Source organism: Vreelandella sp. 21, from assembly GCF_050995515.1.
GTDB classification, from domain to species: domain Bacteria; phylum Pseudomonadota; class Gammaproteobacteria; order Pseudomonadales; family Halomonadaceae; genus Vreelandella; species Vreelandella alkaliphila.
On sequence record NZ_CP194673.1, the window covers coordinates 3356644 to 3380801 of the forward strand.

Here is a 24158-nt window from a genome sequence, read left to right on the forward strand (position 1 = left end):
CACTCGTCACTCTATGGCTTTCAATCACGCTGCTGTAGCGCGGCTTTCTTACGACGTCGATCACCCATTATCGACTCCCAAATTAACCCCACCGCCCCAAGCGTAATGCCGATATCCGCCACATTAAAGGCAGGATAGTACCAACCAGCGGCATGGAACGATAAAAAGTCCACCACATAGCCATGTACTAAACGGTCATACAGATTACCCAGGGCACCGCCAATAATCAGCGGCAACGCCACGGCCAGCAGTTTTTCATCCGCCTTAACGCGGGAAAGCCAGACGGTTAAGCCAATGCTGGCACCAATGGCAATCAGCGCAAAAAACCAGCGCTGCCAGCCGGGATGGTCCGCTAAAAAGCTGAACGCAGCGCCAGTATTGTGCAGCAGCGTCAGGTTGAAAAACGGCAGCACCTCAACGGGCTGGGCATAATTCAACAAATGGCTGGCGGTGTATTTGGTCAGCAAATCTAACACGATGATCGCCACCGCTAGCCACAGCCAGCGCAGCGGCCGCCGCATCGGCGGCCGCTGGTGTGGATCATTGGTGGTTGACGCAGTGTTAGGCATAGTAACGAATCTCGCCGCTGCCTTCTGGAAGATTGCTGATACAGCGACCACACAGGTCAGAATGCTCAGCATGAGTGCCTACATCAGCACGATGGTGCCAGCAGCGCTCGCACTTCTGGTGCTCGCTTCCACTAACCGCCACTTTCAAACCTTCAAGCTCGGTGCTCTCTGCGTTAGCAGCATCCGCCAGCGGTGCTAGATGGACTTCACTGGTGAGCATCACGAAGCGCAGCTCGTCGCCCAATTTGGACAGCGTAGCGTTCAGTTCATCGCTCACGTACAGCGTAACTTCCGCCGCCAAGCTGCCCTTGATGACTTTGGCATTACGGGCGTCTTCCAAGCACTTGTTCACCGAATGCTTCACTTCCAGCACTTGCTCCCAGAAGGCACGGCCCAGCTCAGCGCCATCATCTAAGGTGCCAAGCCCAGTGTAGTAAGTTTCCAGCAGTACGCTGTCGCCACGCTTGCCAGGAATATGCTCGTAGATCTCCTCAGCGGTAAACGACAGGATCGGTGCAATCCAGCGGCTCAGCGCTTCAACCACATGATAAAGCGCGGTTTGCGCGCTACGGCGGGCAAGTGAATCCGTTTGGGTGGTGTACTGGCGATCCTTGATGACATCCAGGTAGAAGCCGCCTAATTCCCGTGCGCAGAAACCGTGTACCTGCTGATACACATCCAGGAAACGGTACTCTTCATAGGCTTTTTCGATACGCCCTTGCAGCTGTGCCGCACGGTCAACAACCCACTGATCCAGCGCCAACATATCGCCAAAGGCCACCTGATCATTAGCCGGATCAAAACCATTCAAGTTAGAAAGCAAGAAGCGTGCAGTGTTACGGATACGACGATACACATCGGCGGTACGCTTCAAGATTTCGTCAGACACCGCCATTTCACCGGAGTAGTCGGTAGACGCGACCCAAAGGCGCAAAATATCAGCGCCTAACTTATCCATCACACTTTGCGGCGCGACCACATTCCCCAGCGATTTGGACTGCTTACGGCCCTGTGAATCGACGGTAAAGCCATGGGTTAGCAGCTGACGATATGGCGCATGACCGTCAATCGCCGATCCGGTTAGTAGCGACGAATGGAACCAGCCACGGTGCTGGTCCGAGCCTTCCAGGTACAAATCAGCACGCGGGCCACTTTCATGACCATGAGGATGCGAGCCACGCAGCACATGACGATGCGTGGAGCCAGAGTCAAACCAGACATCCAATGTATCGGTGACTTTGTCGTACTCAGCAGCTTCGGCACCGAGTAGCTCGGCAGGGTCGAGTTTAAACCACGCTTCAATACCCTCTTGCTCGACGCGTTTAGCCGCCTCTCCCATCAACTCAACCGTATTGGGGTGCAGCTCGCCGGTTTGCTTATGCAAGAAGAACGGAATCGGCACGCCCCAGTTACGCTGGCGAGAGATACACCAATCCGGACGATTAGCGATCATGCTATGCAGACGCGCCTTGCCCCACGCGGGGGTAAATTCGGTGGCTTCGATGCCTTCCAACGCCCGCTCACGCAGGGTTTTGCCGTCTTTACCTTGAATATCCATGCCCACAAACCACTGGGCGGTGGCACGATAAATCACCGGGGACTTATGGCGCCAGCAGTGCATATAGCTGTGCTTGATGGGCGTGTGCGCCATTAGCGCATTAACCTCGCGCAGCTTCTCAACGATATGCGGGTTAGCTTTCCAGATCATCTGGCCGCCGAAGAACGGCAGATCATCGGCGTAGACACCGTTCCCCTGCACTGGGTTAAGCATGTCGTCAAAGCTCATGTCATGCTCACGGCAGGTAATAAAGTCATCCATACCGTAAGAAGGCGCTGAGTGAACGATACCTGTGCTACCAACTTCGGACTCAACGTAATCCGCTAGGTAAACCGGCGAGAGGCGGTCATAGAACGGATGACGGAAGTTGATCAGGTCAAGCGCTGCACCTTGCGCGGTAGCGATTACGCTGCCCGTCAGCTCAAAACGCTCTAAACAGCTTTCTACCAGCTCTTCTGCGAGCAGTAGCAGGCGTTCGCCGGTATCCACGAGCGCATAGGTAAACTCAGGGTGAACGTTCAACGCCTGGTTAGCGGGGATTGTCCAAGGCGTGGTGGTCCAGATCACCACCGCCGCAGGTTTGGGCAATTCGCTTAGGCCAAAGGCCGCCGCTAGCTTGTCGGCATCTTCTACCGGGAAAGCGACGTCGATGGCGTCGGATTTTTTATCGGCATATTCAACTTCCGCTTCAGCCAAGGCCGAGCCACAATCAAAGCACCAGTTAACCGGCTTTAAGCCTTTGAACACATAGCCCGCATCCACCATTTCCGCCAAGGCACGGATTTCGCCTGCTTCATTGGCATAATCCATCGTGCGGTAAGGGTGATCCCAGTCACCGATGATGCCCAGACGAACAAAGTCAGCTAGCTGCGTTTCGATCTGCGCACCGGCATATTCACGGCAAAGCTCGCGGGCTTTATCCGCGGCCAAATGTTTACCGTGGGTGGTTTCTACCTTGTGCTCAATAGGCAGACCGTGGCAATCCCAGCCTGGCACGTAAGGGGCATCAAAGCCTGCCAGATTCTTCGACTTAACAATAATGTCTTTAAGGATTTTATTGAGAGCGTGACCAATATGGATACTGCCGTTGGCGTAGGGAGGGCCATCGTGCAGAACAAACAGCGGCGCACCCGCGCGGGCATCGCGCAAGCGCTGGTATAGGTTCATATCCTGCCATTTAGAAACGCGCCCTGGCTCCTGCTTCGGCAGCATGCCGCGCATAGGAAAGTCGGTTTCTGGCAAGTTTAGCGTGTGCTTATAATCCATAGTCCGGTCAGCCGTCGTTAGCATCGGCGGCGTTATCCGCCGAAGAGAAATCAGAAGAAGCGGTCTCACGCCCAAGCGGGGCCGAGGCCAGCGGAAGAGAATTCATGCAGCCAGCACCCGCTGCTGCAAAGTAGCGGCGCGCTCTGGCTTGATCGTGTTCAATTTGCGTTTTTAGCGCATCAAAGTCGTCAAACTTCACTTCCCCACGCAAACGCGCGCAGGGGTAAACCGTCAGCCGCTGACTATAGAGATCGCCTGAAAAATCCAACAGATGAACTTCCAGCGTGGGGCGTTTAGACCCTACCGTTGGCCGAAAGCCAACATTCGCCACGGCGGGATAACGCTGACCATTAGCCAGCTCTGCCACCACAGCAAACACGCCGCGCAGCGTTAATGGCTGAGGCAACAACGGCAGGTTAGCAGTGGGCACACCAATAGTGCGCCCTAGCTGCTGGTCGCGTACCACACGGCCATGCAGTGAATACGACCTGCCAAGCAGGCGTGCAGCCACGTCAAAGTTACCGCTGGCCAGTAAGGTACGCACGCGTGAACTGGATACCCGCTCGTCATCAACTTTAAAGGTGCGCGTGTGCTCTACACCAAACCCTTCCACCTGCCCGACAGTTTTAAGCAAGGTGAAGTCGCCACGGCGGTCGCAGCCAAAGCGGAAGTCATCACCCACCACCAGATGCTTCACCCCCAAGCCCTTAATTAGCACTTGATCGATAAACTCGCGCCCGGTCAGGCTGCGCAAGGCATCGTTGAAAGGCAGGCACAGCACCTGTTCGGCACCATGATCACGCAGCAAGCGAACTTTTTCACGCAGGCGGGTAAGCCGCGGCGGTGCTTGATCACCGGCAAAAAACTCCCGCGGCTGAGGCTCAAACACCACCACGGTCAACGGCACCTTCAAGCGCGCCGCATGCTCACGGCACTGCTGCAGGATCGCCTGATGGCCGCGATGCACACCATCAAAATTACCGATGGTGGCAACGCAGCCCCGATGAGCCGCTGTCAGATTGTGCAGACCTCGAATGACGTGCATGGCACCTCTTTTTTAAAAGCCTTTTTTAAAAGCGTTTGCCGTCTAAAAGCGTTTGATTATAACGAACGTGCTGATCAGGTGCAGGGGAAGATTACTTTCGCCCTGACATCACCTTTTTAATCACCCTAACGCTGCCTGTTTGCGCATCAGCTATTCATCTTAAAGTGACGCAGCCGCAGGCCAAACGCGGTCAGCCAGGCAAAATAAAGCCCACCACCCAGCACCACTAACCCTGCTACCCAGCGAATGCGCTGCCACAGTTCAAAATCAAGCCACTCCTGCCAGTCGGGGGCAGCCAGATAAAGCGCAATACTCATCAACGCGCTACCGCCCACCAGTTGTACTGCGTAGCGCCCCCACCCCGGCTGAAAGATCAACACCTTCTGGCGATAGAGCAGATATCCCAGCAGCCCAGCATTTAAAAATGCCGACAGTGCAGTCGCCAATGCCAAGCCTGCGTGAGCAAGCGGCCAAATTAACAGCAGGTTGAACACCATGTTAGCCACCATGGCGATAATGCCCACTTTGACCGGTGTTTTAGTATCCTGACGAGCAAAGAAGCCCGGTGCTAACACCTTGATCAGCATAAACGCCACCAATCCAAAGGCGTAAGCGCGTAGGCTCATGGCGGCCATTTGAATATCGGTATCGGTCATTGCCCCGTAGTGGAACAAGGTAATCAAAAACGGTTCTGCCAGCACGGCCAGTGCCAGCGCGGCAGGCACCCCCAATAGCAGCACAACGCGAATGGCCCAGTCTAGCATCGCTGAAAAGTGTTCGGTGGACTGCTCCGCATGACGCTTGGAAAGTGCAGGCAAAATAATTGTGCCAATCGCCACACCGAAGACCCCAAGCGGAAGTTCAACCAACCTATCCGAATAGTACAGCCAAGACACGCTGCCCGCCGTTAACAACGAGGCCAGCACCGTATCCAGCAGTAAGTTAATTTGCGATACCGACACGCCAAACAGCGCGGGCGCCATGAGCTTCAGAATGCGCTTCACGCCTTCGTGGGCAAAATTTGGCCACGGCGTCGGCAGCAACCCAAGGCGCAGCAAAAACGGCACCTGAAACGCTAACTGGGCAGCACCCGCAATCAACACCCCCCAGGCTAGCGCCATGGCGGGTTCTTCCATTAACGGCATTAGCAGCAGCGCCGCGCCAATCAGCGACATATTCAGCAGCACGGGGGTGAACGCGGGCACCGCAAAGCGGTTCCAGGTGTTCAGCACACTACCCGAAAAAGCGGTTAACGAAATCAGCAGCAAATAGGGGAACGTCAGGCGTAGCATGTCGGCCGTCATGGCCAGCTTTTCGGGGTCGCGCCCGAAGCCGGGGGCAAATACCCACACCAGCCACGGGGCGCCCAGCATCGCCAACGCTGTTATTAGCGCCAAAATAGCTGTCAGGCTGCCCGCTACCGCATTCAGTAGCTCGCGAATTTCCTGCTTACTGCGCTGGGTTGAATACTCTGAAAGCACCGGCACAAAGGCTTGGTTAAACGCCCCTTCGGCAAACAAACGGCGCAGAAAGTTAGGGATTTTAAACGCAACGAAGAACGCATCGGCCCCGCTTCCCGCCCCCAAAAAGGTGGCCACCACCACATCGCGCACCAACCCCATCACACGCGACAACATAGTCATGGCACTGACCACTAACCCAGAGCGCATCAGCCCGCGGCGCGGGGGCGACATGTTTGCTTGCGGTGGCGTGTTGGCGGTCATCACTCAATCCATAGCAACTAAAACAAGAGATCCAACGTCGCCGCGGGCAACGCGACGTATAGACACAAAAAAACCGGCCGCAGCCGGTTTTTTTATGGCGCCTGCCGGCTTACGCCGCCAGAGCCTTAATGCGCTTGTTCAAGCGGCTTTTCAGACGTGCAGCTTTCTTCTTAGAAAGAACGTCTTTATCAGCGATGCGGTCGACAACCGGCTGCATTGCCCGGAACTCTTCCATCGCTTTGCCATGATCGCCGGTGCTGATCGCTTTGATCACACGCTTGATGTAGGTGCGGACCATGCTGCGCTGGCTGGCTTTCAGGACGCGACGAGTCTCGGCCTGGCGGGCGCGCTTGCGTGCTTGCTTGCTGTTCGCCACAGGTATCTCCTTGGAGAATAAAGGTTGCCAATAAATGGCAACGGATTAACTATGTGTTTGTCGGTTTGCGTAGGCAAGGACACGACATTTCCGTCAGAATCTTTCCACAATAACCAATTGATTTGGAAGCAATTAAAATACTGCCAAATGGTGTAACGAGCAGTTCAAAATCTGCCCGTCCACGGGTCTTGTCTGAGAGGATGGCATAGTCTATCACGCGTTAAGCGGGCTTGCCAGCGCTTGTCAATGCTTTTCCTGCACGGATTGCCACTCACCCGTTATGGCAATGCCTGCCCCGTTGGCGCCAGAATTTTGCGCAGAAAACGGCGCGTCCGCTCATCTTGAGGGTTGGTGAACAGCGCTTCAGGCGGCCCTTGTTCGACAATTTGTCCTTCATCCATAAACACCACCCGGTCGGCGACGTCTCTAGCGAACTGCATTTCGTGGGTCACCACAATCATGGTTTGCTGCTCGGCGGCGAGCTGTTTCATTAAGCTCAGCACCTCTTCCACCCATTGCGGGTCCAGCGACGAGGTTGGCTCGTCAAATAGAATCACATCGGCATTCGCGGCCATCGCACGCCCAATGCCTACCCGCTGCTGTTGGCCACCGGAAAGCGATGCTGGGTAAGCATCTGCCTTATCGGCCAAGCCAATGCGCTCTAAAATCTCCCTTGCCCGAGCGTGCGCCTGAGCCTTAGGCAGCTTATCCACGACAATCATGCCTTCGCTGATATTTTCTAACGCCGTTTTGTTGGCAAACAGCCCATAGTTCTGAAATACGAAAGCGGTGCGTCGGCGTAGCGCCAGAATATCGGCACGACTAGCACGCCGGGCATCGACTCTTAAATCGCCCACCGTGATGTGTCCCGCTTCTGGGCGTTCTAGAAAGTTAATACAGCGCAGCAGGGTTGACTTACCGGTACCCGAGGGACCAATAATGACGATAATTTCACCCTGTTCCAGGTGCAAATCAACGTCGGTAAATACTGGCTGCTGGCCAAAACGCTTACTGACAGATTCGAGGGTGATCATCGCTGGTACGCCTTATTCAGATACGTTTCCAGACGGCGCTGGCCCCAGGAAAGCGCTTCCACCACCACCCAGTAAATAATCGCCACCAGCAGAAATGCTTCCAGATAGAGAAAGCTGCCCGAGGCTTCTTTTTGGGTAGCGCCCATCATTTCGGTAACACCCAGGGTAAACGCCAGGGAAGTCGCTTTAATCATATCGATGAAGTAGTTCATCAGCGTTGGCGTTGCCACGCGGGTGGCTTGAGGCAGAATAATCCGTCGCATCAATTGAGACTGGGTCATACCGATGGACAGCGCCGCTTCGGTTTGGCTGCGGTCAATACCGACAATCGCCGCGCGAATGGATTCCGCCATGTAGGCCGAAAAGTGCAGCGTTAAGCCCAGCACCGCGGCCGTCACTCCGTTGATGGAAATCAACGCGTTAATCAGTTGGGGTAAGCCGTAATAGAACAAAAATAGCTGTACTAACAGCGGCGTTCCACGAAAAAACGAGATAAACAGCATTGCCGCGCCGTTCAATACCGGCACTCGCGATACCCGGATGACCGCCAAGAGGCAGGCAATGATCAGCGCCAACAGCATGGCGATGCTCGCCATTTGCAGCGTTAACGGTAAATAGCTCAGTAGGACCGGCAACAGGCCCCACATATACTCCACATTCAGCATGGTTATTCCAACGTTAGCTTAGTCGCAATAAGCAAAACGGCCGTGGCATTGCCACGGCCGCAAACTAAAGATAGCCGTCACGAGGTAAAGCCGCGATTATGGCTGAGTGATATCAGTATCGAACCATTTTTGCGATATTTCACCTAATGTACCGTTTTCACGCAACTCTTCCAGGGCGGCATCTACGCGGTCACGCTGAGCACGGCCCTCTTTATCATCACGAAACGGCAGCGCGTTTTCTATGATGGTGAACGGCTGGCCAGCCAATGCAAGCGGCAAGCCGCGCTCGCTGATCACTTGGCTAGCGCTAACGCGATCCATCACAAATGCATCGATACGGCCAAGCGCCACATCCTGCTCGACGTTGGATTCGTAAGTACGGATATCGATCTCATCGGCATTAGGCTGTTCACGCAGCAGTTGCTCGTAGTTAGAGCCTAGATTGACCGCAACGCTTTTACCGGATAAATCTTCAACACCTTGAATAGTGTCGTTACCTGCCCGCACAACGACCTGGGCACCATCGTAAACATACGGAGCGGTGAAGGCGTACTTCGCTTTGCGCTCATCGGTAATGGTGATTTGGTTGGCAATGGTATCAATGCGCCCCGATTCCAACATGCCCGCCAAACCAGAGAAACTCGCTGTCACGAATTCAATCTCATCGCCAGTCACATCACCAACGGCGTTCATAACATCGACTTCAAAGCCTTTCAGCTCATCACGCTCAACAAACGTAAAGGGGAAATACCCCCCAGACATGCCGACGCGCAGCGTATCCGCGTAAGCAGCGGCAGACAGCACACCACCTACAACGCTAAGCGAAAGAACGGCAACGGCTTTTTTCCAACGGCTCACATTCGCCATATTCATTTCCCCCTCTAGGGCACCTAAGCACCCTGCTTTAAACGTGGGCACTGGTTGCGACGTTCGTCGAATATTCACCAGTGCAATGAGACCAAGATACCAGCAAAAAAGAAATAATAAACTTATTTTTTAGTTCTTTTTGGAATTTAGGGGCAACTGGTGGTGCTATCGTGATGATAAAGGAAGTACTCAGCGTAATCGCCCAACTAACACCAAATCAAAAGAGAGCCGCGCGCCCTCTAAAACAGCGACCCAAAGCGCCTTAACTCACTCACTGACTCGGGAAGTCTTTGATTAAACAGCAAGTCTAGATATTCACTGATACTAAAAGGTGGTTTTTTTAGGCTTTTACGATGATTTTGAACGGCTTGGACAACATGCCCTGGGCTCAAGGCCAACATATCCGAAATGAATTCATCAGGATGTATTGCCCTAATATCGTATTGTGCTAAAGCATGATCAGGAAAATCCTTTAAGTTAAACGTAATGATAGCTTCTGCACCGCTATGAATAGCACAGGCCAGCACATGACGGTCATCTGGATCGGGAAGCAATAACCCATCAATCAATGGCTCAAACCCTGATACCACCGCATCTCGTGTGTGCTTATCCATCAAGTCACGAACACGCTCCAACTGCGCCCAAGTTAAGTCGCTACGTTGCTCCAATAGATTACGCATCCATTCGTCATGGATTAGTTGCGACCAGCGTGCTCGATAAAGATCCGTCATAGCCAAGTGAATCAAAAAACTTCTTAGCGGGGCTGGATAAAGCACACATGCATCGTATACGACAGTATAGTAAGAACTCATCAATACCCCAGACCCAGCGACTGATCGAGCTCCGACAACTCCTCAAGTACTTGCAAACGTTTTTGATCTACGCTGGTTTTATAAGCCATCACATCGGTGTATTTGAGTTTTCGCCGATTTCCAGCACGATGATAAGGAATTCTTCCTTCATCCAGCACTTTAATTAATGTCGGTCGTGACATGTTGAGCACATCCGCCGCCTCCTGAGTGGTCATTTCAGCATGAACAGGAATTAGCTTTACCGTATTACCATCACCGAGCTCGGTCAAAATATCGATCAGCAGGCGCAAAGCACTCACAGGGACTTCAACTTGATGAATATGCCCATCTTTATCAGTAATAGCGACATGTTGTGTGGAAGCTCGCGTTTCAACATGTGCCGCAAGTTCACGACTGGAGAGCTTAGCCAGAGCAGCCTCTTCTTGGCTAGGTAGCAAATTAGACAACGATCCCATTTTCATCTCCTCAGGTGTCATATATGCCATTATGCACCCAGAAAACAATTTATTCGAATTTTTCGAAATCGTGACTGGCTGTTATCTGTCATCTAAGAACTTAAATCTAAGAACTTAAACCCAAGTAATAACTTAGGTAATCTCCCGATTGCAAAGTGAACGGAAAATGAGAAGGCGAGCAGAAATGATGCCTCAGATGGCTAAACCTTGGCCTTACCAGAAATAACGGCTTTAAACCCTGCCTTGGTGATTGGCTGCTGATTGGCGTCAACCACCTTGCCGCCTAAACGGGCCAATAATTTCGCAAGAGAAACCAACCGCGCAAGCTGGAGCTTGCTGGGCGAAAGAGAGCGACCACTCTCATTCACCTTAATAGTGACACCCTTAATTAAGTACTGGCTATTATCATCGGTAAACGAAGGAAGTTGCCCAGGAGGAAAGGCGTTTTCAATCACAATAGGGTTACGTGAAGACTCCCCCATCACCGTGAAAGCTTTTGCACTAGGCTCATACACCGCACCCGCAGATGCCAGCGCTACGCTTAAGCGCTCATTTAGCCCAGGGGATGGAGTTTCAAACAGCACCTGCACGCCCCAAGAAGCACCTTCCTCATTCGCCAGCGTGGGAATATCTTCCGCTTGCGTTTTAGCGCCCATCGAAAACTTTCTGGGCCGATCAGCAGACTGGGAAGCGCCTCTAAACTCGCCGCTAAGAATTAAATAAATAGCAACAAAGCCACAAGTCAGGCTAACCCATATCGTACTAATCGCCACCACTAGCGTGAGCGTATACGTATCCATACTAGTTTCTCATCCCTGCGGCACCCGCAGCGCCTCCAAGCCTCAGTCTATAAAACACCCTGCTGTTGCTAGCACGGCCCAAAATGAGCCTGCTAAGTGATTATGGTAGAAAAGCGCGTCATCACAAGCCACCCTTGGTCTATAGCGCCTTTCAAGCTACCCCAACATCACTTGCGTATGCACCACACTGTCATGCCCGAGTAAACCACCACACCATCATTCCCGAGTGCACCGCACCGTTATGCCCGAGTAAACCACCACACCATCATTCCCGAGTGCACCGCACCGTTATGCCCGAGTAAACCACCGCACCGTCATTCCCGAGTGGGGTTATCGGGAATCCATTTTGACCTTTGCCCGATACTACCCAGCAGCCTGCCTCACCATGGATTCCCGCTAAGGGCATGCGGGAATGACGAATCTGGGGCGTCACCTCTGCAAGTGGCGGGTGTCAGCCACCCCAACATCGCCTTAGTATGCTCACGCTGCTGTTTCACCGCACCATCTATAATATCCAGCAGCTTTTCATAATCCTCCGGCATCTCTTTATCCATGCCGGTGTCTTCAAAGCGTTGTAAAGTGGCTTGAGTGTCCGCTATGACGGTTTGCAGCTCATCGATAACGTGTTGTTGTTCTTCATTAGTCATAAATTTTTACAGGGTTAACTTCGGAGGAAAGGTCAGTTAAATAACCACTTTCAAGCCTTTTTTCTCAATCAAATTCAGTAGCTTTAAAGACGGGCCACTTAGCCTTTTTTATCCTCCGACTCCTACTTCTAAACGGTTGATAGACTGGTGTTCAGCACAGCAGCAAATACCGTCTGGCTTACATAAACATGCTCGCGCAACACCTTAATTTTGTGGCAAAAACTTATGCAAATTAAGATAGCACAGCGCCTCGAACTTCCCCTAGCATCGTTTACTGATAACACCAGCACCGTGTAAGCCACTGACTGTTCAATGCACTTCATTTAAAATTAGGCTGTTACGTTCGGTCAGTGTAGATCTCCGCAACTTCACCAGCAAGCTCAACTGCCAAGAGTTGCTAACAATTAAGACTAAGCAGCTCCTGATCACACTTAAACATTATGTTATCCACTTTAGTTTAACGGCCATTTGCCTATGCCAGCGCTCTCTCCAATAAGATTTACTACACCCCATAAAAATCACGATACCAGCGCACAAATTTTCCAATGCCTTCTTCAATACTAGTGCTGGGCTGGTAGCCAAACTGTTCTATCAAGTCATCAACATCCGCATAAGTATCCGGCACATCACCAGGCTGCATAGGTAACAATTCTTTTTTTGCCGAGATACCCAGCGCTTTTTCCAGGGCGGCAATATAATCCAGCAGCAAGACAGGCTGGTGATTGCCAATGTTATACAACCGCCACGGGGCACGACTGGAAGCAGAGTCTGGGGTATGGCCTGACCACGCTGGGTTAGGTTTAGCGGGTTGATCCAACACCCGTATTACGCCTTCAACAATATCATCGATGTAAGTGAAATCGCGTCGGTGCTGGCCATAGTGGTAAACAGGAATTGTCTCTCCTGCCAAGATCGCCTGAGTGAATTTGAAAAGCGCCATATCAGGCCGCCCCCAAGGGCCATACACGGTAAAAAAGCGTAAGCCTGTGGTGGGAAGGGCATAAAGATGGCTGTAGGTGTGCGCCATCGACTCATTGGCTTTTTTGGTAGCGGCATAAAGGCTTAACGGGTGATCGACGTTATGATGTGTCGAGAACGGCATCACTTCATTAGCGCCATATACGCTAGAACTGCTGGCATACACCAAGTGTTCCACTTGCTGCTGACGGCAACCTTCCAACACATTGGCGAACCCCACCAAGTTACTATCGATATAAGCAGCAGGGTTTTCTAAGGAATAGCGCACCCCCGCCTGCGCAGCTAAGTGAATGACACGCTGGGGTTTATAGCGTTCGAACACCTCAGCCATTGCGGTTCGATCTGCCACATCAACACGTAGATGCTGGTAATTGACATGCGCTGTTAGCTGCGCTGTCCGGGCTTCTTTAAGCGCTGGGTCGTAGTACGTGTTGTGGTTATCCAACCCAATGACCTGCTCGCCACATTCGAGTAAGCGCTGCGCGACGGCAGCGCCAATGAAGCCAGCGGTGCCGGTTATTAAAATGCTCATACTGACTGACATTTTCGGTGATATCCCATTAATACAAAACTTTCTTTTATTTAAATTCTAATATCTTTTTCAAGAATTCCTGTTTAGCAGGCAAATTCAACGGATATTCTTTATTTTCAGGAAAAACAACTGTCATTTCATCGGCATAAGTTATTTCTATATTTTTCAACACTTCCTTAACTGGCTTCTCAATACCCTTAAAATCTTCAATAAAATACACGAACTCATCAGCCAGCATAGGCTTTACAGCGTCCAACGTTTTCATAATAGCATCGTAGGTGTGTGCTCCATCGTCGATAAATACATCGATCTTATCTCCTTTAAGAATTTCACGTACTTTCTGTCGGTTATCTGCAAATTGGTCAAAGCTATACACTTCTGGCTCGTTCTTTTTGAATGCTCCTAGCTCCTCTAGTACTGGGCGATACTCTGCAAAAATATTAGGATCTAGATCCAATCCTATAACGCGGGCTTCTGGGAATAGATCACACCAAATGGCTAGACCAGTACCACGTAGAATACCCACTTCTATGATTGTGAGTTTCTGTCCAGACTTTCTCTTGATTAAAGGAAGTAAATAGCTAGAATAGGCGACGGAGTATCCATGATAGTTCATTGACATTCTATCTCCGCCAATATGGGTGGGAAGAAACTCATCGCCTTTCTGAACAAAACCAGCACTAAATTGATGCGGTTTTCGAGGATCTAATTTTGACGTTTGATTTCGCACTACGCCGCGCTGAAGCCCACCAAACTGCTTCTCCTTTTCGATAAGCCAGCGAATGCTACCCGGCTGTTTCAGTGAACTTTCAGGCAAGAACTTAGCTACTAATTCATCAGGCGTGAATTTTCTTTTTATTCCATTCTCATTTTGGTTAACATCCATTGTCAGCTGATCAGAAACTGATGTTTCAGCTAAAGTGCGTTCACCCTCAACAAATGTTAGATAATTCTTTGCCAAAATTTCATTTACTTGGCTCATTATCTGATACGCCATGTCCTGCGCACCGAAAACAGTATGCAGGATAAAGACTAGCTTTTGCTTATGATTATTATCTAGCTGAGATAGACGCTCTTGAGTTGGTAAGAAAAGTACTTCTAAGCTTTGTAGCTCACTGGCGAGCTGATCATGCACGTTGCTGTCTTTGGGAAAGTGGCTTTGATAGCTTGCATCGTTAAAACGGTAAAAGCGGAAACCATTGCGGCTGGCCCAGTATTGCAATTCAGCAAGACTTGTTTGCTTTTCGTGGGTGGGTTGAAATGCAATACGCACTTGGACAAGTAACGTATTTTTTAGGGCTTGCTTTCCATGCTCTAAAATTGTCGCAGCATCACTGAGTTCATCAAGCACCAACCAGTCGAGGCTTTCTAGTCCTTCAATGCTATCTAAAGCGATGGTGTTGATAGGAAGTTTAGCGAGCACCTGGGCGCCCCGGCGGCGGTGTTCGGGCAGCTGTGATTCTGGTAGCGGTGCTAAGGTGCTGCTCATCTTAGGATCTAAACATGTAAAAAGCGTGCCTGGCTTGCCATCACCGAGTAAGGCATGCTGGAAAACTTGAATAGTTTCACTACCTTCAAACTGTTTTGGGTTGACGATTTCGCTAGTGGGGTCAAATGCAACAAGGGCGAACGCGCCTGTTTCGGCCAATTTTTCTGCTTCACCGATTTTAAGAAGTTTAGCACTGTTATCTAGCGCAATAATTTTACCTTTGATTTGCCAGTCAAAACTTCCTTGAGACAGCCTGCGCGTTCCCTGCGGGCTAGAAGAAGCTACCGGGTTTTGGAGAGGCTTGGGTAACGGAATCGGCATAGCCTTAAATTCCGGCTTACCCGCTTTGCCTGCCAATTTGTGTTTATGATACCGTCGCTGTGCTTTAAGAAAGTCCTTGCTACCCGCCCGCTGATTGATTAAAGGACTAAATGCGTTAACTAAACGCTCGGTGCTAACACGAATGTGGTGCTGCTCCTCACCGAATCGTGTCGCACGGTCGACGTAATTTTGATATAGCGCTTCGTCATCAAAAAAAGCCACAACCGTATCAAACAGCGGCTGTAGCTCATCTTCACTCAGCAGGTGCCGATAGGGCTTTTCAAAGCAGGCTTCAGGCAAATCAACCACCATGCCACCTTCACCCACCATGTCACGGTTTCCACCACTATCGCTGACAATCGCTGGAATACCGTTAAGCATGGATTCCGCCAACACACGGGCGCCGCTTTCCCACCATAAGCTTGGTGCAATAAGCACGCGAGCACGGCTATAAGGGTCGCGCATATAACTGGTGTTGGGTGTTACAGTAACATTAGAAAGACTACTACGTTCGGCGCCTAAGTTGCGTGTCGCTTCACGCAGCACAGCCCCCCAATCGGCCCTTGACTCAACAACCTCAAGCGGAATCTCGGGCCGCTCGCGTTCAAGTTTTTCAGCCAGCTGTACAAACACGCTGGCCCCTTTGGGCCAACTTGGGTTCACAAATAGAAGCCGTTCACGCGCATGCTGCTTGGCAACAAACTGCTCAGGATCAATAAACTTACCTACCGGGTGGGGCACAAACCCTACCGCTTGCCGGTACATCTCAGAAGTGGCAGGTGTATCGGTAATAATCAGGTCAGTATCACGGCACCAGCGGGCTGCCTTATAGTTCTCATTTACCAAATAAGCAGCCGAAGGAATACCTCGCGCGCGCGCTTCATCAGCAATCAATAAATCCAGTGTTTGCCCGCCGTAAAACCACACTAGATCAGGCTTAAATTCATCTAAGTAGTATTGGTAATGATGGTACCAAAGACCTTCCTCATGAGACGTTACGAACTGCCGAACAGGCCATTGAGTCACCACTAGTTGATGGATTAATGGTCCATCTTCCACCTCAATCAGCTGGTGCAAATGTGCGTTGAGATCAGGAAATTGCGCCTTTAACTGCCCCATGCCTTTGGCATTATCAAAAACCGTCGCGCCTAGCACCTGCACTTCGTACCCCTGCGCTACCAACTGATACAGCATTTGCCGCACACTCATACTGGCCCCACTTGAGGTGTCCAGCAGGCAGAAGGGATTGGCCCATAGCAAGCGGGGTTTGCATTTTGAGCTGTCAAGTGCGGTTTTTTTTCTGGACATGGAGCTACTCAGTCAAAAAGATGGTTTGTGCCAGTCTACCTAATAACGCTTTTGCCTAACGCCAGAATTGGTAAATGAAAGCGATGTATTTAAAAAAACCGGCCCCCAATGGGAGCCGGTTCATTGTGCTACTTAGTGATAGAGAAAAATCTCTATCGAAGCTAAGTCTCAGATTAACCCAGCAGAGAAAGTACGTTCTGCGGAATCTGGTTAGCCTGTGCCAATACAGAAGTACCGGCCTGCTGAAGAATCTGTGCACGCGTCATGTTGGCTACTTCTGTTGCGTAGTCAGCATCTTCAATGCGCGAACGAGCAGAAGACAGGTTGGTTTCGTTAGTATTCAAGTTCGTAATGGCATCTTCAAAGCGGTTTTGAACAGCACCTAACTCCGAGCGCAAGCTGTCAATGGTGTTAAGCGCATCGTCAAGCTGTTCCATTGGATCAACATCTTTATCTCCAACAGAGAGTTCACGACCACGAGTGACTTCACCATCTTCAGCAATATTGGCATTGAAATAGACGTCATTGCCTTCTGCATCAACGTCTTTGATTACATAGCTGGGCGCATCATCCGGATCATTACCGTAGGTGCCTGTGTATGCGTACACATTACCAGCATCTGCACCCGTAATGGTTTGATCGAATGTAGCCTCCTCAACGACGGTCGTAGCACCCGCCGGAGAGGCTATCGCTCCGAGCGTCAAGCTGCCATCTCCTCCTACTGTAACAGCGTAGGTACCATTACCACCGGATGCTCCACCAGAACCATCTGTGTCTTCGCCACCAGCATATTCGACAAAGTAATCGCCGCTAGCATCTACGAGGAAGTCACCAAATGAGCCAGTAGCACCAGTGGAACCCGAGCCAACATCAGCTCCTGGTGCAGCAAAATCAGCTGCAGAGAGTCCGGTAGTGGCTTCAACTGTAGCTGTGTTTGTGCCAGCAACAGCACTTTCCTGAATACCGTCAAGCAGTTGGAAACCATCAAGTCCTAAAGTGTCGCGATTAATAGCGGTCAAATTAACAGAGATAGTTTCTCCGTCATTGGCACCCACCTGTATGCTGAGTGACTGAACGCCTGAGTCTAGAACTTTAACGCCGTTGAAGTCGGTCTCTTCAGAAATACGGTCGATTTCATCCAGACGCTGGTTAATTTCGTCTTGAATAGACTGAAGGTCATTCTGGCTGTTAGTGCCATTAGTGGACTGGACCGCCAGCTCACGAATACGCTGAACGTTATCGTTAACTTGGTTTAGCGCGCCTTCAGCAGTCTGAGCAACGGAAATACCGTCGTTAGCGTTACGCTGAGCTTGAGCCAGACCAGTGATCTGGGCAGTCATGCGGTTAGCAATAGCCTGGCCGGCCGCATCATCCTTGGCACTATTGATACGCAGACCAGAGCTCAGACGCTCCATAGAAGTGGTCAAGGCGTTTTGTGATTTGGACAGGTTGGACTGGCCAATCATGGAAGTAATGTTGGTATTGATCACTGACATGGTGTGATTCTCCTTGCATGAACACTGGCCGGTAGGCCTGCTAATCGGCCACTTTGTGCGCCGTTATTAGAATTAACGGCACGGCGAGAGGAATCTTTAGGGTGGTTAGTAAAAAAAGATGTAATGTTTGGTAACTGCAGGGTGAGAGGCTTACTTTTACTAGAGCAACAAAAGGGCGGCTTGCGCCGCCCATTGCGGGTGCCTCGCTTCGCTCGTTACACCGCACTACTAATAGCGAAGCATTATGGATTATTTCTTACGGCCTAACTGACTATCCAGGGCGTCGAACTGCTGGGTGAGGTAGCTGCTCATGCTGTTCATCTGGGCAATCATCGCATCTAGCTGACCGAACTGGGTGCGGTAACGGGAGATGGTGCCTTCAATGGTTTTTTCCATACGCTCGAAACGGTCGTCCAAGCTTTTAACACGGTTTTCCGCGCCGCTAATCGCCAGTTTGACTACGCCGTTATTGCCCAGCATCTGTTCGATGGTGGTGTTTAACTTACCCGCCATACCGTCACCCTCTTTTTCACCAGCAAAAAAGTCATTGAGGGCTTGAGGATTATTGGCGACTAGATCGTTTAGCACATCGTCATCGACCTTGAGCTTGCCATCTCGTTGCAGAGTGATGCCTAGTTGGTTAAGGGTCGATAACTCACCGCCTTCTACTCCGCCGGTTAGCACGCTACGCAGCCGGGATTCGATAGTACGCACGGTATTGTCGCCCACTAGCTCGCCAGCGGTTTCGCTATCGCCGGTAAAGCTGGTGAGTTTGCCAATGGTGCCTTTTAGGTCGTTAAACGCTTTTACAAAGCCATTAATCGCTTCGCGCTGCTTTAGCGTATCGCGCTCAATATTAATAGTACTGGAAGCCGTTTCGCCCTCGGCAATGTTGAGATCCGTGAGGTTGAGCGTTACGCCTTGAATAGCGCCTTCAATACTATTTTCCGCACTACTAATCGCAATGCCATTAACCGTAAGCGCGGCATTCTCCCCTGGGCGCTTTGTTGTCGCATCTTCAGCAAAGGGGCCTGGCACCTCGGCGCCACCGGCATCAACAAAACTAAAGCTTTCAATAGAAGCGTCTGCGCCAGTGGTTTTAGAGCTAAGTGCCAGCCGGTAGCCCGTGCCATCATTGATAATCGTGGCGTTCACACCGGCTTCTTTATCAGCGTTAATGGCATCACGCATATCAGCAAGGCTACTGCCTTCTACGATGTTGATATCGACGGTCTCACCATCGCCAAAGGTCAGCTGCAGCGCGGTCGCCCCTTGTAGGTCGAGCGCTTGGTCTTTGGTATCTACCCGGCTTGAAGCCAGCGTGCCAGAGGTGGCCAGTTGGCTGACTTCTACCCGATAGCTGCCCGGCAGCGCATCAGCGGCAGCAGTCGCTTTAATAGCTTCTCCACCACCAGTGCCACGCACATTGGCGGAAAGGCTTTGGTAGAGCTTGGGGTCATTGATTTTGGCGACCGCATCTTGAAACGCGTTCAGCGAGGTTTGAAGTTGACCGAAAGCAGAAATTTTTGCCTGCTGCTGTTTCTTTTGAAGCGTAATTGGCGCGAGTTTGCCCCGCTCAGCCGCTTGAAGCTGATCAAGCAAACCAGTGAGATCAAGGCCAGAACCAACGCCAAGAGAGGTTATCGTCGCCATGCGGGGGTGTTCCTCAGTGCAAAAGGCTAAACCACAATACCCAGGCGCGCATGCACACGCCCGTTCATTTAATGTAAGTTTATCGGCAGAAAAGCGTGCAACTTTAGCGCCTTTTCACGCCTTCGCCGCTTTTCATACTTTTTTACTAGAAATGAGGATTTTCTAATAAAAACGCCTGCAGGAAGCAGGCGTTAGTGCAGACATTCAACAATCACTAAAATACGTTAGCGACTATTTACGCCCAAGTTGAGCGTCAAGGGCATCAAACTGCTGGGTTAGATAGCTGCTGGTTTGGTTCATCTGGGCAATCATGCTATCTAACTGGCCGAACTGGGTACGGTATCGGGAAATGGTCTTCTCAATGGTTTGTTCTGTACGAGTGTAGCGCTCTACAAGGGACTCCACACGATTTTCCGCTCCGGTAATAGCTCCTTTCACAGCCCCGTTAGTGCCTAATAACTGATCTAGGCCTTGGTTTAACTGGCCTGCCATACCTGAATCGTCGGCGTCACCGGCGAAAAACGCCGAGAGCGCATCCTGGTTATTGGCAATGGCGTTATCCAGTTCGCTTTCATCAATAGAAAGCGTGCCGTCGCGCTGTAGCGAAATACCGATATCGCTGAGCATTGAGAACTCACCTTCGATACCGCCACTTAATATGCTGCGCATGCGAGACTCCACAGTGCGCACCGTATTATCGCCGTTAAGCTCGCCTGCCACGCCGGTTTCCGCATTGAAACTGGTCAGCTCGCCGATGGTGCCCTTGAGGTCGTTATAGGCATCGACAAAGCCCGTAATCGCTTCACGAACAGCGCGTGTATTCTGCTCGACTGCCACGGTGCTATCGCCCTCTTCTTGAAGATTAAGCGTCACGCCTTGAATCGCCCCTTCAACCTGATTGGTAGGGCTGGTAATAGCAATGCCATTCACCGTCAACGCGGCATCGGTGCCTGCTTGTAGGGTGTTATCGGTGTCGGCGGAGAAAGGCGCTGTGCCTGCATCGGAAAAGCTAAAGCCGGTAATAGAGGCATCCGCACCGGTTTCGCTGGAACTAAGCGCCAGCCGATAGTTGGTGCCGTCGTTCACAATAGTGGCGTTAACGCCTGAATCCTCACTGGCATTAATCGCATCGCGAATATCTTCCAGGCTGCTATTCGCACCGATGGTGACGTCTTTACTGGCCCCGTCTCCGAATGTGAAGGTTAACGTTTGCTCAGTGGTCGTTAGCGGCGCGTCCAGTTTATCAACACCTTTAGAAGCCAGTGTGCCACGGGTAGCGAGTGTATCAACGGTGACGTTATAACTACCGGGCTGCGCTTCGCCGTCTGCCGTGGCAGTAATTGCATCGCCTCCCACATTCGTGGAAAGGCTTTCGTAAAGCGCACTGTCGTTTAACTCAGCTGATGCAGTTTGAAATTTGGAAAGCGCACTTTGCAGCTGACCATAAGCAGAAATCTTGGTCTGCTGGGTTTCCAGTTGACGCTCTATAGGCTTCAGCTTCCCTCGCTCAGCATCTTGCAGTTGATCCAGCAAGCCGTTGAGGTCGAGTCCTGAGCCAATTCCGAGTGATGAAATGGAAGCCATAAGTTACTGCCCTTTTTTTAAAAACGCCCAATACGCTAGCGCTGCTCATACGTAAGAATGTGATTTATTATTGAATACTATCGACCATTAAAGCCCAGACTTGAGCCTATTTGGCTTTTTTTACGTACGAAAAGGTAATGAATTGTAAAAGATGGCGCCTGTACAAAGCTCAAAAAAGCATAATGCCATCCATCGGGATTAACACTTTTCTGCGTATTCTCTAGTGACTTACATGGTGAATTATCTAGATGACAGGAATATGTCAGGAAAAGGTCGACGGTTGCTTTGACACTAACGAACTATAGACCTTGGTCTAACACTCGCATTGCTTTATAATGCACTGCAACAAGCCCATTTTGGGGCTGTTTGCAGGAGAACGACTTATGCCTTCCGAGGTGTCACAACCCGCATCCACCGTAGCGTCTGCCGCTTATCATGTGCAGCGCAGCCTACGCCACTGCCTTTCTACCGTTGCCGAGCTGCTTTACGATAACGGCCATGTGCTAGAAACCATTACCTTGCCGCAGCGTGGCCTTGCCCGACGCGAGCTGGCTCATTTGAAGGGGCATTGCCCTAGTTGGAAAACATGCCAACGGGTGCTTGAAGAGAGCGGTGCCGCTAAATTTAATGATTACGACCGCTTCGTACTGACGTCTATGGGACGGGAGCTAATGTTTGATATGTTTGGTCAGGGTGCTGCCGACTGCGCGTAATCGCGTTTGCTTTGCTCTGCACGTTCTAAATACGACGCTCTAAATACGACGTTTTAAATACAAAGCGCCCGCAGCCCCTTGAAAAAAGAGCTGCGGGCGCTTTTCTATTGGCGTGATGTGCTTAGCGCAGTCCAAGCAGCGATAGAATAAACAGCACAACAACGATTAGACCAATAATGTAGATAATGTTACGCATAACGGCACTCCTTGCTTTTGCGTTTAAAGGCTTGCTCCAAAGAAAGCAACACCTTGAAATAACACCTCTAGACTAGCAGTGATTGGTTATGTTTGCGTAATTTACCCTTGGTGGGCATTAAATCGCTCTCTTAAACCGTGCCAGCAGCTACTACTAGTGTGGCCATTGAGAATATGAACAGTGAAACGACGCTTCTCTACTCATCCTTATGCCCTAGACTCATAAAATAAAGCGCTGCGGCCAGCGCCAGCACCGAAAGCGCGAGATAGATGGCTTCCAGTGGCGTTGTGAAACGGATATCCACCACGGCGCGGAAAAACTCAATAATCACCGCCAGAATCACCACGCGGGCAATTTTGTCCTTGAGTTGATCCAGTGAGCCTACGTTAAACGGGTGCTTGGGATAACGCACTTCCGCCTGATCGATACGGGAAACAAACAGCCGATAGATACCTAGCCCGAAGATTAGCAGCACAATCGCTATTAAATACACATCAACGGCGATGATGATGTCTGGCACCAGGGTGTCGTGGATATCCTGAGAGCTATCAATCAGGTAGTAGCGCAGTACGTCACCCACCACGGTTAAAATATCCAGCGTGCCGACAATAAACAGCATTAGTGAGCCCAACAGGCTTGGCACTACCGCCAGCATTACCAGAAAGCGCGAATTCCAAAGCGCCGTTTCAATCCGCCGCTCCCAGGGGGATTGTTCACGGGGCGTTTTGGGCGCAGGCGGCAGTGCTGAATGCGGCGATGGTGATTTCGATGATGACTCAGACGGTGCTGGATCAGACATGGTGAGTGCTTGCTCCTTTTAAAAAGCCGCCAGCTTAGGCGGCGCTAGGATGATCGTACACGAACTTATAGCACGTTGATCAGCACAACCGTAAAGGTGACCCCGGTGAGTAGAAAACCCAGCGAGAGCATAATGCCGTCTCTGGCCACTAATCCTAAACCGAACAGTGTCAGCGCTAGGCCCGCACCGTTGGCGCTAAACGGAATAAACTCCATCGGCGGCATGGCTAGCGCGATAAGCAGGCACATCACGGCGGTGACGCGTATCCCGATATAGCCAGTCATCCACGCTAGGCGCACACCTAGTAAGCTATCAATCCACGTGGCGGGCTTTTTCATGTAGTGAATAGCTTTATCGAATTTGTTTCGGGAAATCGAGCGTTTTACCAGCCATTTAGGTAACCAGAAAGTTTCCCTGCCGATTAATAACTGAACGGACGTGAGCAACACCAACGCCGCCATAAGCGTTGGCATACCGGGAATATCACCGATGATTGGCGCGAGCGTAATCAGCCCGGCGACCAACAATAGAGGCCCAAATGAACGCCTGCCCACCGCGTGAACCACGTCGTCTACGCTTACCTTGGCTTTTTCACGCTCCATTCGCTCCATGGTGTTAATCAGTTCGGTTAAGTTCGATGCATCCTGCCTATCATTCATTGACGTGTCAGCGCTCCCTTCCTATGGTTTAGCGTCTATCCTGGGGGCATTATTCAGAGTGGGGCGTACTTTCTAGCTTGCTGCGAATAAAGTCGCTATGGCTGACGTGCAGGAGATCTGCCAGCCGCCGGATACGGTGCTCTTCGAGTGGGTCGATACTGCCGTCTGCCCAAGCAAGCTGCCACATTAACGCTACCAACTCGCAGCGCTGCTCATAACCGTAGTGCTCTTTTATCAGGCTGACAAACTGGTAATGATCGACGGCATCATCTACTTCTGCTTCCGCCAACGTCATTAACTCGTTAACGTCGCTTTCGCTTAAGTGGTAGCGGTTGATGAGCATCTGCTTGAGCGCGGCGCGTTCAGCATCGCTTTTATCGTAGTCGGCACGCATGACTTCACAGAGCAGCGCCGCCGTTGCGAGTTCTAGCGTCAGGGTTTGATTATCACGCTGCTCAGGTTCTGCCAGCGCGCGTTGGAAGAAATTGCTAATGGCATCCAGCACGGTTTCTCTCCTGTTAATAAACCTGCCACTTCGACTGGCGATATGGCACTTAGTGCCCTTTACGCCTAAGCGCCCACCCTCTACTACTCACTATTCACCAATCGCTA

Annotated in this window: 21 protein-coding genes; 1 reads left to right on the forward strand and 20 read right to left on the reverse strand. The window is 51.1% G+C overall.

Features of this window, described 5'->3' with window-relative positions; all coding sequences use genetic code 11:
* Window positions 1-20 precede the first annotated feature (20 nt).
* The 17 genes from lspA to fliD (ACN06F_RS15410) all read right to left on the reverse strand — a co-directional run bounded on the left by lspA (window position 21) and on the right by fliD (ACN06F_RS15410) (window position 21179).
* On the reverse strand, window positions 21-569 hold the full coding sequence (gene lspA, locus ACN06F_RS15330) for a signal peptidase II (RefSeq protein ID WP_089040749.1): 549 nt from the start codon (window positions 567-569) through the stop codon (window positions 21-23).
* Window positions 562-3393, reverse strand: a complete 2832-nt coding sequence (gene ileS / locus ACN06F_RS15335; RefSeq protein WP_433924216.1) for an isoleucine--tRNA ligase — start codon at window positions 3391-3393, stop codon at window positions 562-564. The genes lspA and ileS overlap by 8 nt, the downstream gene beginning before the upstream one ends.
* Window positions 3394-3400: 7 nt before the next feature.
* A complete protein-coding gene (gene ribF / locus ACN06F_RS15340; protein ID WP_433924217.1) occupies window positions 3401-4438 on the reverse strand; it encodes a bifunctional riboflavin kinase/FAD synthetase in 1038 nt (345 codons plus the stop codon).
* A 146-nt stretch (window positions 4439-4584) separates the two neighbouring features.
* Window positions 4585-6162, reverse strand: a complete 1578-nt coding sequence (murJ, locus tag ACN06F_RS15345; protein ID WP_433924218.1) for a murein biosynthesis integral membrane protein MurJ — start codon at window positions 6160-6162, stop codon at window positions 4585-4587.
* A gap of 109 nt (window positions 6163-6271) precedes the next feature.
* The gene (gene rpsT / locus ACN06F_RS15350) at window positions 6272-6538 is read right to left on the reverse strand and encodes a 30S ribosomal protein S20 (RefSeq protein WP_009722795.1); all 267 of its coding nucleotides are present in this window, start codon (window positions 6536-6538) and stop codon (window positions 6272-6274) included.
* 278 nt (window positions 6539-6816) lie between these two features.
* On the reverse strand, window positions 6817-7572 hold the full coding sequence (locus ACN06F_RS15355; RefSeq protein WP_038478397.1) for an amino acid ABC transporter ATP-binding protein: 756 nt from the start codon (window positions 7570-7572) through the stop codon (window positions 6817-6819).
* Window positions 7569-8237 carry an amino acid ABC transporter permease gene (locus ACN06F_RS15360; RefSeq protein ID WP_089040744.1) on the reverse strand — a complete coding sequence of 223 codons (669 nt, stop codon included), beginning with the start codon at window positions 8235-8237 and terminating at the stop codon, window positions 7569-7571. Before ACN06F_RS15360 ends, ACN06F_RS15355 begins: the two co-directional genes overlap by 4 nt.
* 96 nt (window positions 8238-8333) lie before the next feature.
* Window positions 8334-9104: an amino acid ABC transporter substrate-binding protein gene (locus ACN06F_RS15365; RefSeq protein ID WP_433924219.1), complete on the reverse strand. Its 771-nt coding sequence runs from the start codon at window positions 9102-9104 to the stop codon at window positions 8334-8336.
* Between the two features lie 239 nt (window positions 9105-9343).
* On the reverse strand, window positions 9344-9916 hold the full coding sequence (locus tag ACN06F_RS15370) for a PIN domain-containing protein (RefSeq protein ID WP_433924220.1): 573 nt from the start codon (window positions 9914-9916) through the stop codon (window positions 9344-9346).
* On the reverse strand, window positions 9916-10401 hold the full coding sequence (locus tag ACN06F_RS15375) for a helix-turn-helix domain-containing protein (protein WP_232482852.1): 486 nt from the start codon (window positions 10399-10401) through the stop codon (window positions 9916-9918). Before ACN06F_RS15375 ends, ACN06F_RS15370 begins: the two co-directional genes overlap by 1 nt.
* A 170-nt stretch (window positions 10402-10571) precedes the next feature.
* Window positions 10572-11171 (reverse strand): hypothetical protein, encoded by a 600-nt coding sequence (locus tag ACN06F_RS15380; RefSeq protein WP_433924221.1) that lies wholly within the window; start codon window positions 11169-11171, stop codon window positions 10572-10574.
* Between the two features lie 380 nt (window positions 11172-11551).
* On the reverse strand, window positions 11552-11818 hold the full coding sequence (locus ACN06F_RS15385) for a hypothetical protein (protein WP_433924222.1): 267 nt from the start codon (window positions 11816-11818) through the stop codon (window positions 11552-11554).
* 502 nt (window positions 11819-12320) lie between these two features.
* Window positions 12321-13328, reverse strand: coding sequence for an NAD-dependent epimerase (locus ACN06F_RS15390; RefSeq protein ID WP_433924223.1), 1008 nt, complete (start codon window positions 13326-13328; stop codon window positions 12321-12323).
* Window positions 13329-13374: 46 nt separating this feature from the next.
* Window positions 13375-16446, reverse strand: a complete 3072-nt coding sequence (locus ACN06F_RS15395) for a glycosyltransferase (RefSeq protein WP_433924224.1) — start codon at window positions 16444-16446, stop codon at window positions 13375-13377.
* A 173-nt stretch (window positions 16447-16619) separates the two neighbouring features.
* On the reverse strand, window positions 16620-17942 hold the full coding sequence (locus tag ACN06F_RS15400) for a FliC/FljB family flagellin (protein ID WP_433924225.1): 1323 nt from the start codon (window positions 17940-17942) through the stop codon (window positions 16620-16622).
* A 249-nt stretch (window positions 17943-18191) separates the two neighbouring features.
* The gene (gene fliD, locus ACN06F_RS15405; protein ID WP_433924226.1) at window positions 18192-19595 is read right to left on the reverse strand and encodes a flagellar filament capping protein FliD; all 1404 of its coding nucleotides are present in this window, start codon (window positions 19593-19595) and stop codon (window positions 18192-18194) included.
* 231 nt (window positions 19596-19826) lie between these two features.
* A complete protein-coding gene (fliD, locus tag ACN06F_RS15410; RefSeq protein WP_433924227.1) occupies window positions 19827-21179 on the reverse strand; it encodes a flagellar filament capping protein FliD in 1353 nt (450 codons plus the stop codon).
* Between the two features lie 383 nt (window positions 21180-21562).
* On the opposite strand from fliD (ACN06F_RS15410), the gene ACN06F_RS15415 reads away from it, so the two are divergent.
* Complete coding sequence (locus tag ACN06F_RS15415; RefSeq protein ID WP_433924228.1) at window positions 21563-21892, forward strand: hypothetical protein; 330 nt, start codon at window positions 21563-21565, stop codon at window positions 21890-21892.
* 392 nt (window positions 21893-22284) lie between these two features.
* On the opposite strand, the gene ACN06F_RS15420 is transcribed toward ACN06F_RS15415, so the two are convergent.
* The 3 genes from ACN06F_RS15420 to ACN06F_RS15430 all read right to left on the reverse strand — a co-directional run bounded on the left by ACN06F_RS15420 (window position 22285) and on the right by ACN06F_RS15430 (window position 24051).
* Window positions 22285-22887 (reverse strand): YqhA family protein, encoded by a 603-nt coding sequence (locus ACN06F_RS15420; protein ID WP_232482851.1) that lies wholly within the window; start codon window positions 22885-22887, stop codon window positions 22285-22287.
* 65 nt (window positions 22888-22952) lie between these two features.
* Window positions 22953-23546 (reverse strand): exopolysaccharide biosynthesis protein, encoded by a 594-nt coding sequence (locus tag ACN06F_RS15425; protein WP_433924229.1) that lies wholly within the window; start codon window positions 23544-23546, stop codon window positions 22953-22955.
* Window positions 23547-23595: 49 nt separating this feature from the next.
* The gene (locus tag ACN06F_RS15430) at window positions 23596-24051 is read right to left on the reverse strand and encodes a TerB family tellurite resistance protein (protein WP_433924230.1); all 456 of its coding nucleotides are present in this window, start codon (window positions 24049-24051) and stop codon (window positions 23596-23598) included.
* Window positions 24052-24158 lie beyond the last annotated feature (107 nt).

Excerpts from the sequence above, each read along its gene's own strand:
- ACN06F_RS15425 (WP_433924229.1), bottom strand. The coding sequence starts at position 23,546 with ATGAATGATAGGCAGGATGCATCGAACTTAACCGAACTGATTAACACC.
- ACN06F_RS15385 (WP_433924222.1), bottom strand. The coding sequence starts at position 11,818 with ATGACTAATGAAGAACAACAACACGTTATCGATGAGCTGCAAACCGTC.
- ACN06F_RS15415 (WP_433924228.1), top strand. The coding sequence starts at position 21,563 with ATGCCTTCCGAGGTGTCACAACCCGCATCCACCGTAGCGTCTGCCGCT.
- ACN06F_RS15375 (WP_232482852.1), bottom strand. The coding sequence starts at position 10,401 with ATGGCATATATGACACCTGAGGAGATGAAAATGGGATCGTTGTCTAAT.
- ACN06F_RS15355 (WP_038478397.1), bottom strand. The coding sequence starts at position 7,572 with ATGATCACCCTCGAATCTGTCAGTAAGCGTTTTGGCCAGCAGCCAGTA.
- ACN06F_RS15380 (WP_433924221.1), bottom strand. The coding sequence starts at position 11,171 with ATGGATACGTATACGCTCACGCTAGTGGTGGCGATTAGTACGATATGG.
- ACN06F_RS15400 (WP_433924225.1), bottom strand. The coding sequence starts at position 17,942 with ATGTCAGTGATCAATACCAACATTACTTCCATGATTGGCCAGTCCAAC.
- ACN06F_RS15370 (WP_433924220.1), bottom strand. The coding sequence starts at position 9,916 with ATGAGTTCTTACTATACTGTCGTATACGATGCATGTGTGCTTTATCCA.
- ribF (WP_433924217.1), bottom strand. The coding sequence starts at position 4,438 with ATGCACGTCATTCGAGGTCTGCACAATCTGACAGCGGCTCATCGGGGC.
- ACN06F_RS15395 (WP_433924224.1), bottom strand. The coding sequence starts at position 16,446 with ATGTCCAGAAAAAAAACCGCACTTGACAGCTCAAAATGCAAACCCCGC.
- ACN06F_RS15365 (WP_433924219.1), bottom strand. The coding sequence starts at position 9,104 with ATGGCGAATGTGAGCCGTTGGAAAAAAGCCGTTGCCGTTCTTTCGCTT.
- ACN06F_RS15360 (WP_089040744.1), bottom strand. The coding sequence starts at position 8,237 with ATGCTGAATGTGGAGTATATGTGGGGCCTGTTGCCGGTCCTACTGAGC.
- murJ (WP_433924218.1), bottom strand. The coding sequence starts at position 6,162 with ATGACCGCCAACACGCCACCGCAAGCAAACATGTCGCCCCCGCGCCGC.
- fliD (WP_433924226.1), bottom strand. The coding sequence starts at position 19,595 with ATGGCGACGATAACCTCTCTTGGCGTTGGTTCTGGCCTTGATCTCACT.
- ACN06F_RS15420 (WP_232482851.1), bottom strand. The coding sequence starts at position 22,887 with ATGTCTGATCCAGCACCGTCTGAGTCATCATCGAAATCACCATCGCCG.
- ileS (WP_433924216.1), bottom strand. The coding sequence starts at position 3,393 with ATGGATTATAAGCACACGCTAAACTTGCCAGAAACCGACTTTCCTATG.
- fliD (WP_433924227.1), bottom strand. The coding sequence starts at position 21,179 with ATGGCTTCCATTTCATCACTCGGAATTGGCTCAGGACTCGACCTCAAC.
- lspA (WP_089040749.1), bottom strand. The coding sequence starts at position 569 with ATGCCTAACACTGCGTCAACCACCAATGATCCACACCAGCGGCCGCCG.
- ACN06F_RS15390 (WP_433924223.1), bottom strand. The coding sequence starts at position 13,328 with ATGAGCATTTTAATAACCGGCACCGCTGGCTTCATTGGCGCTGCCGTC.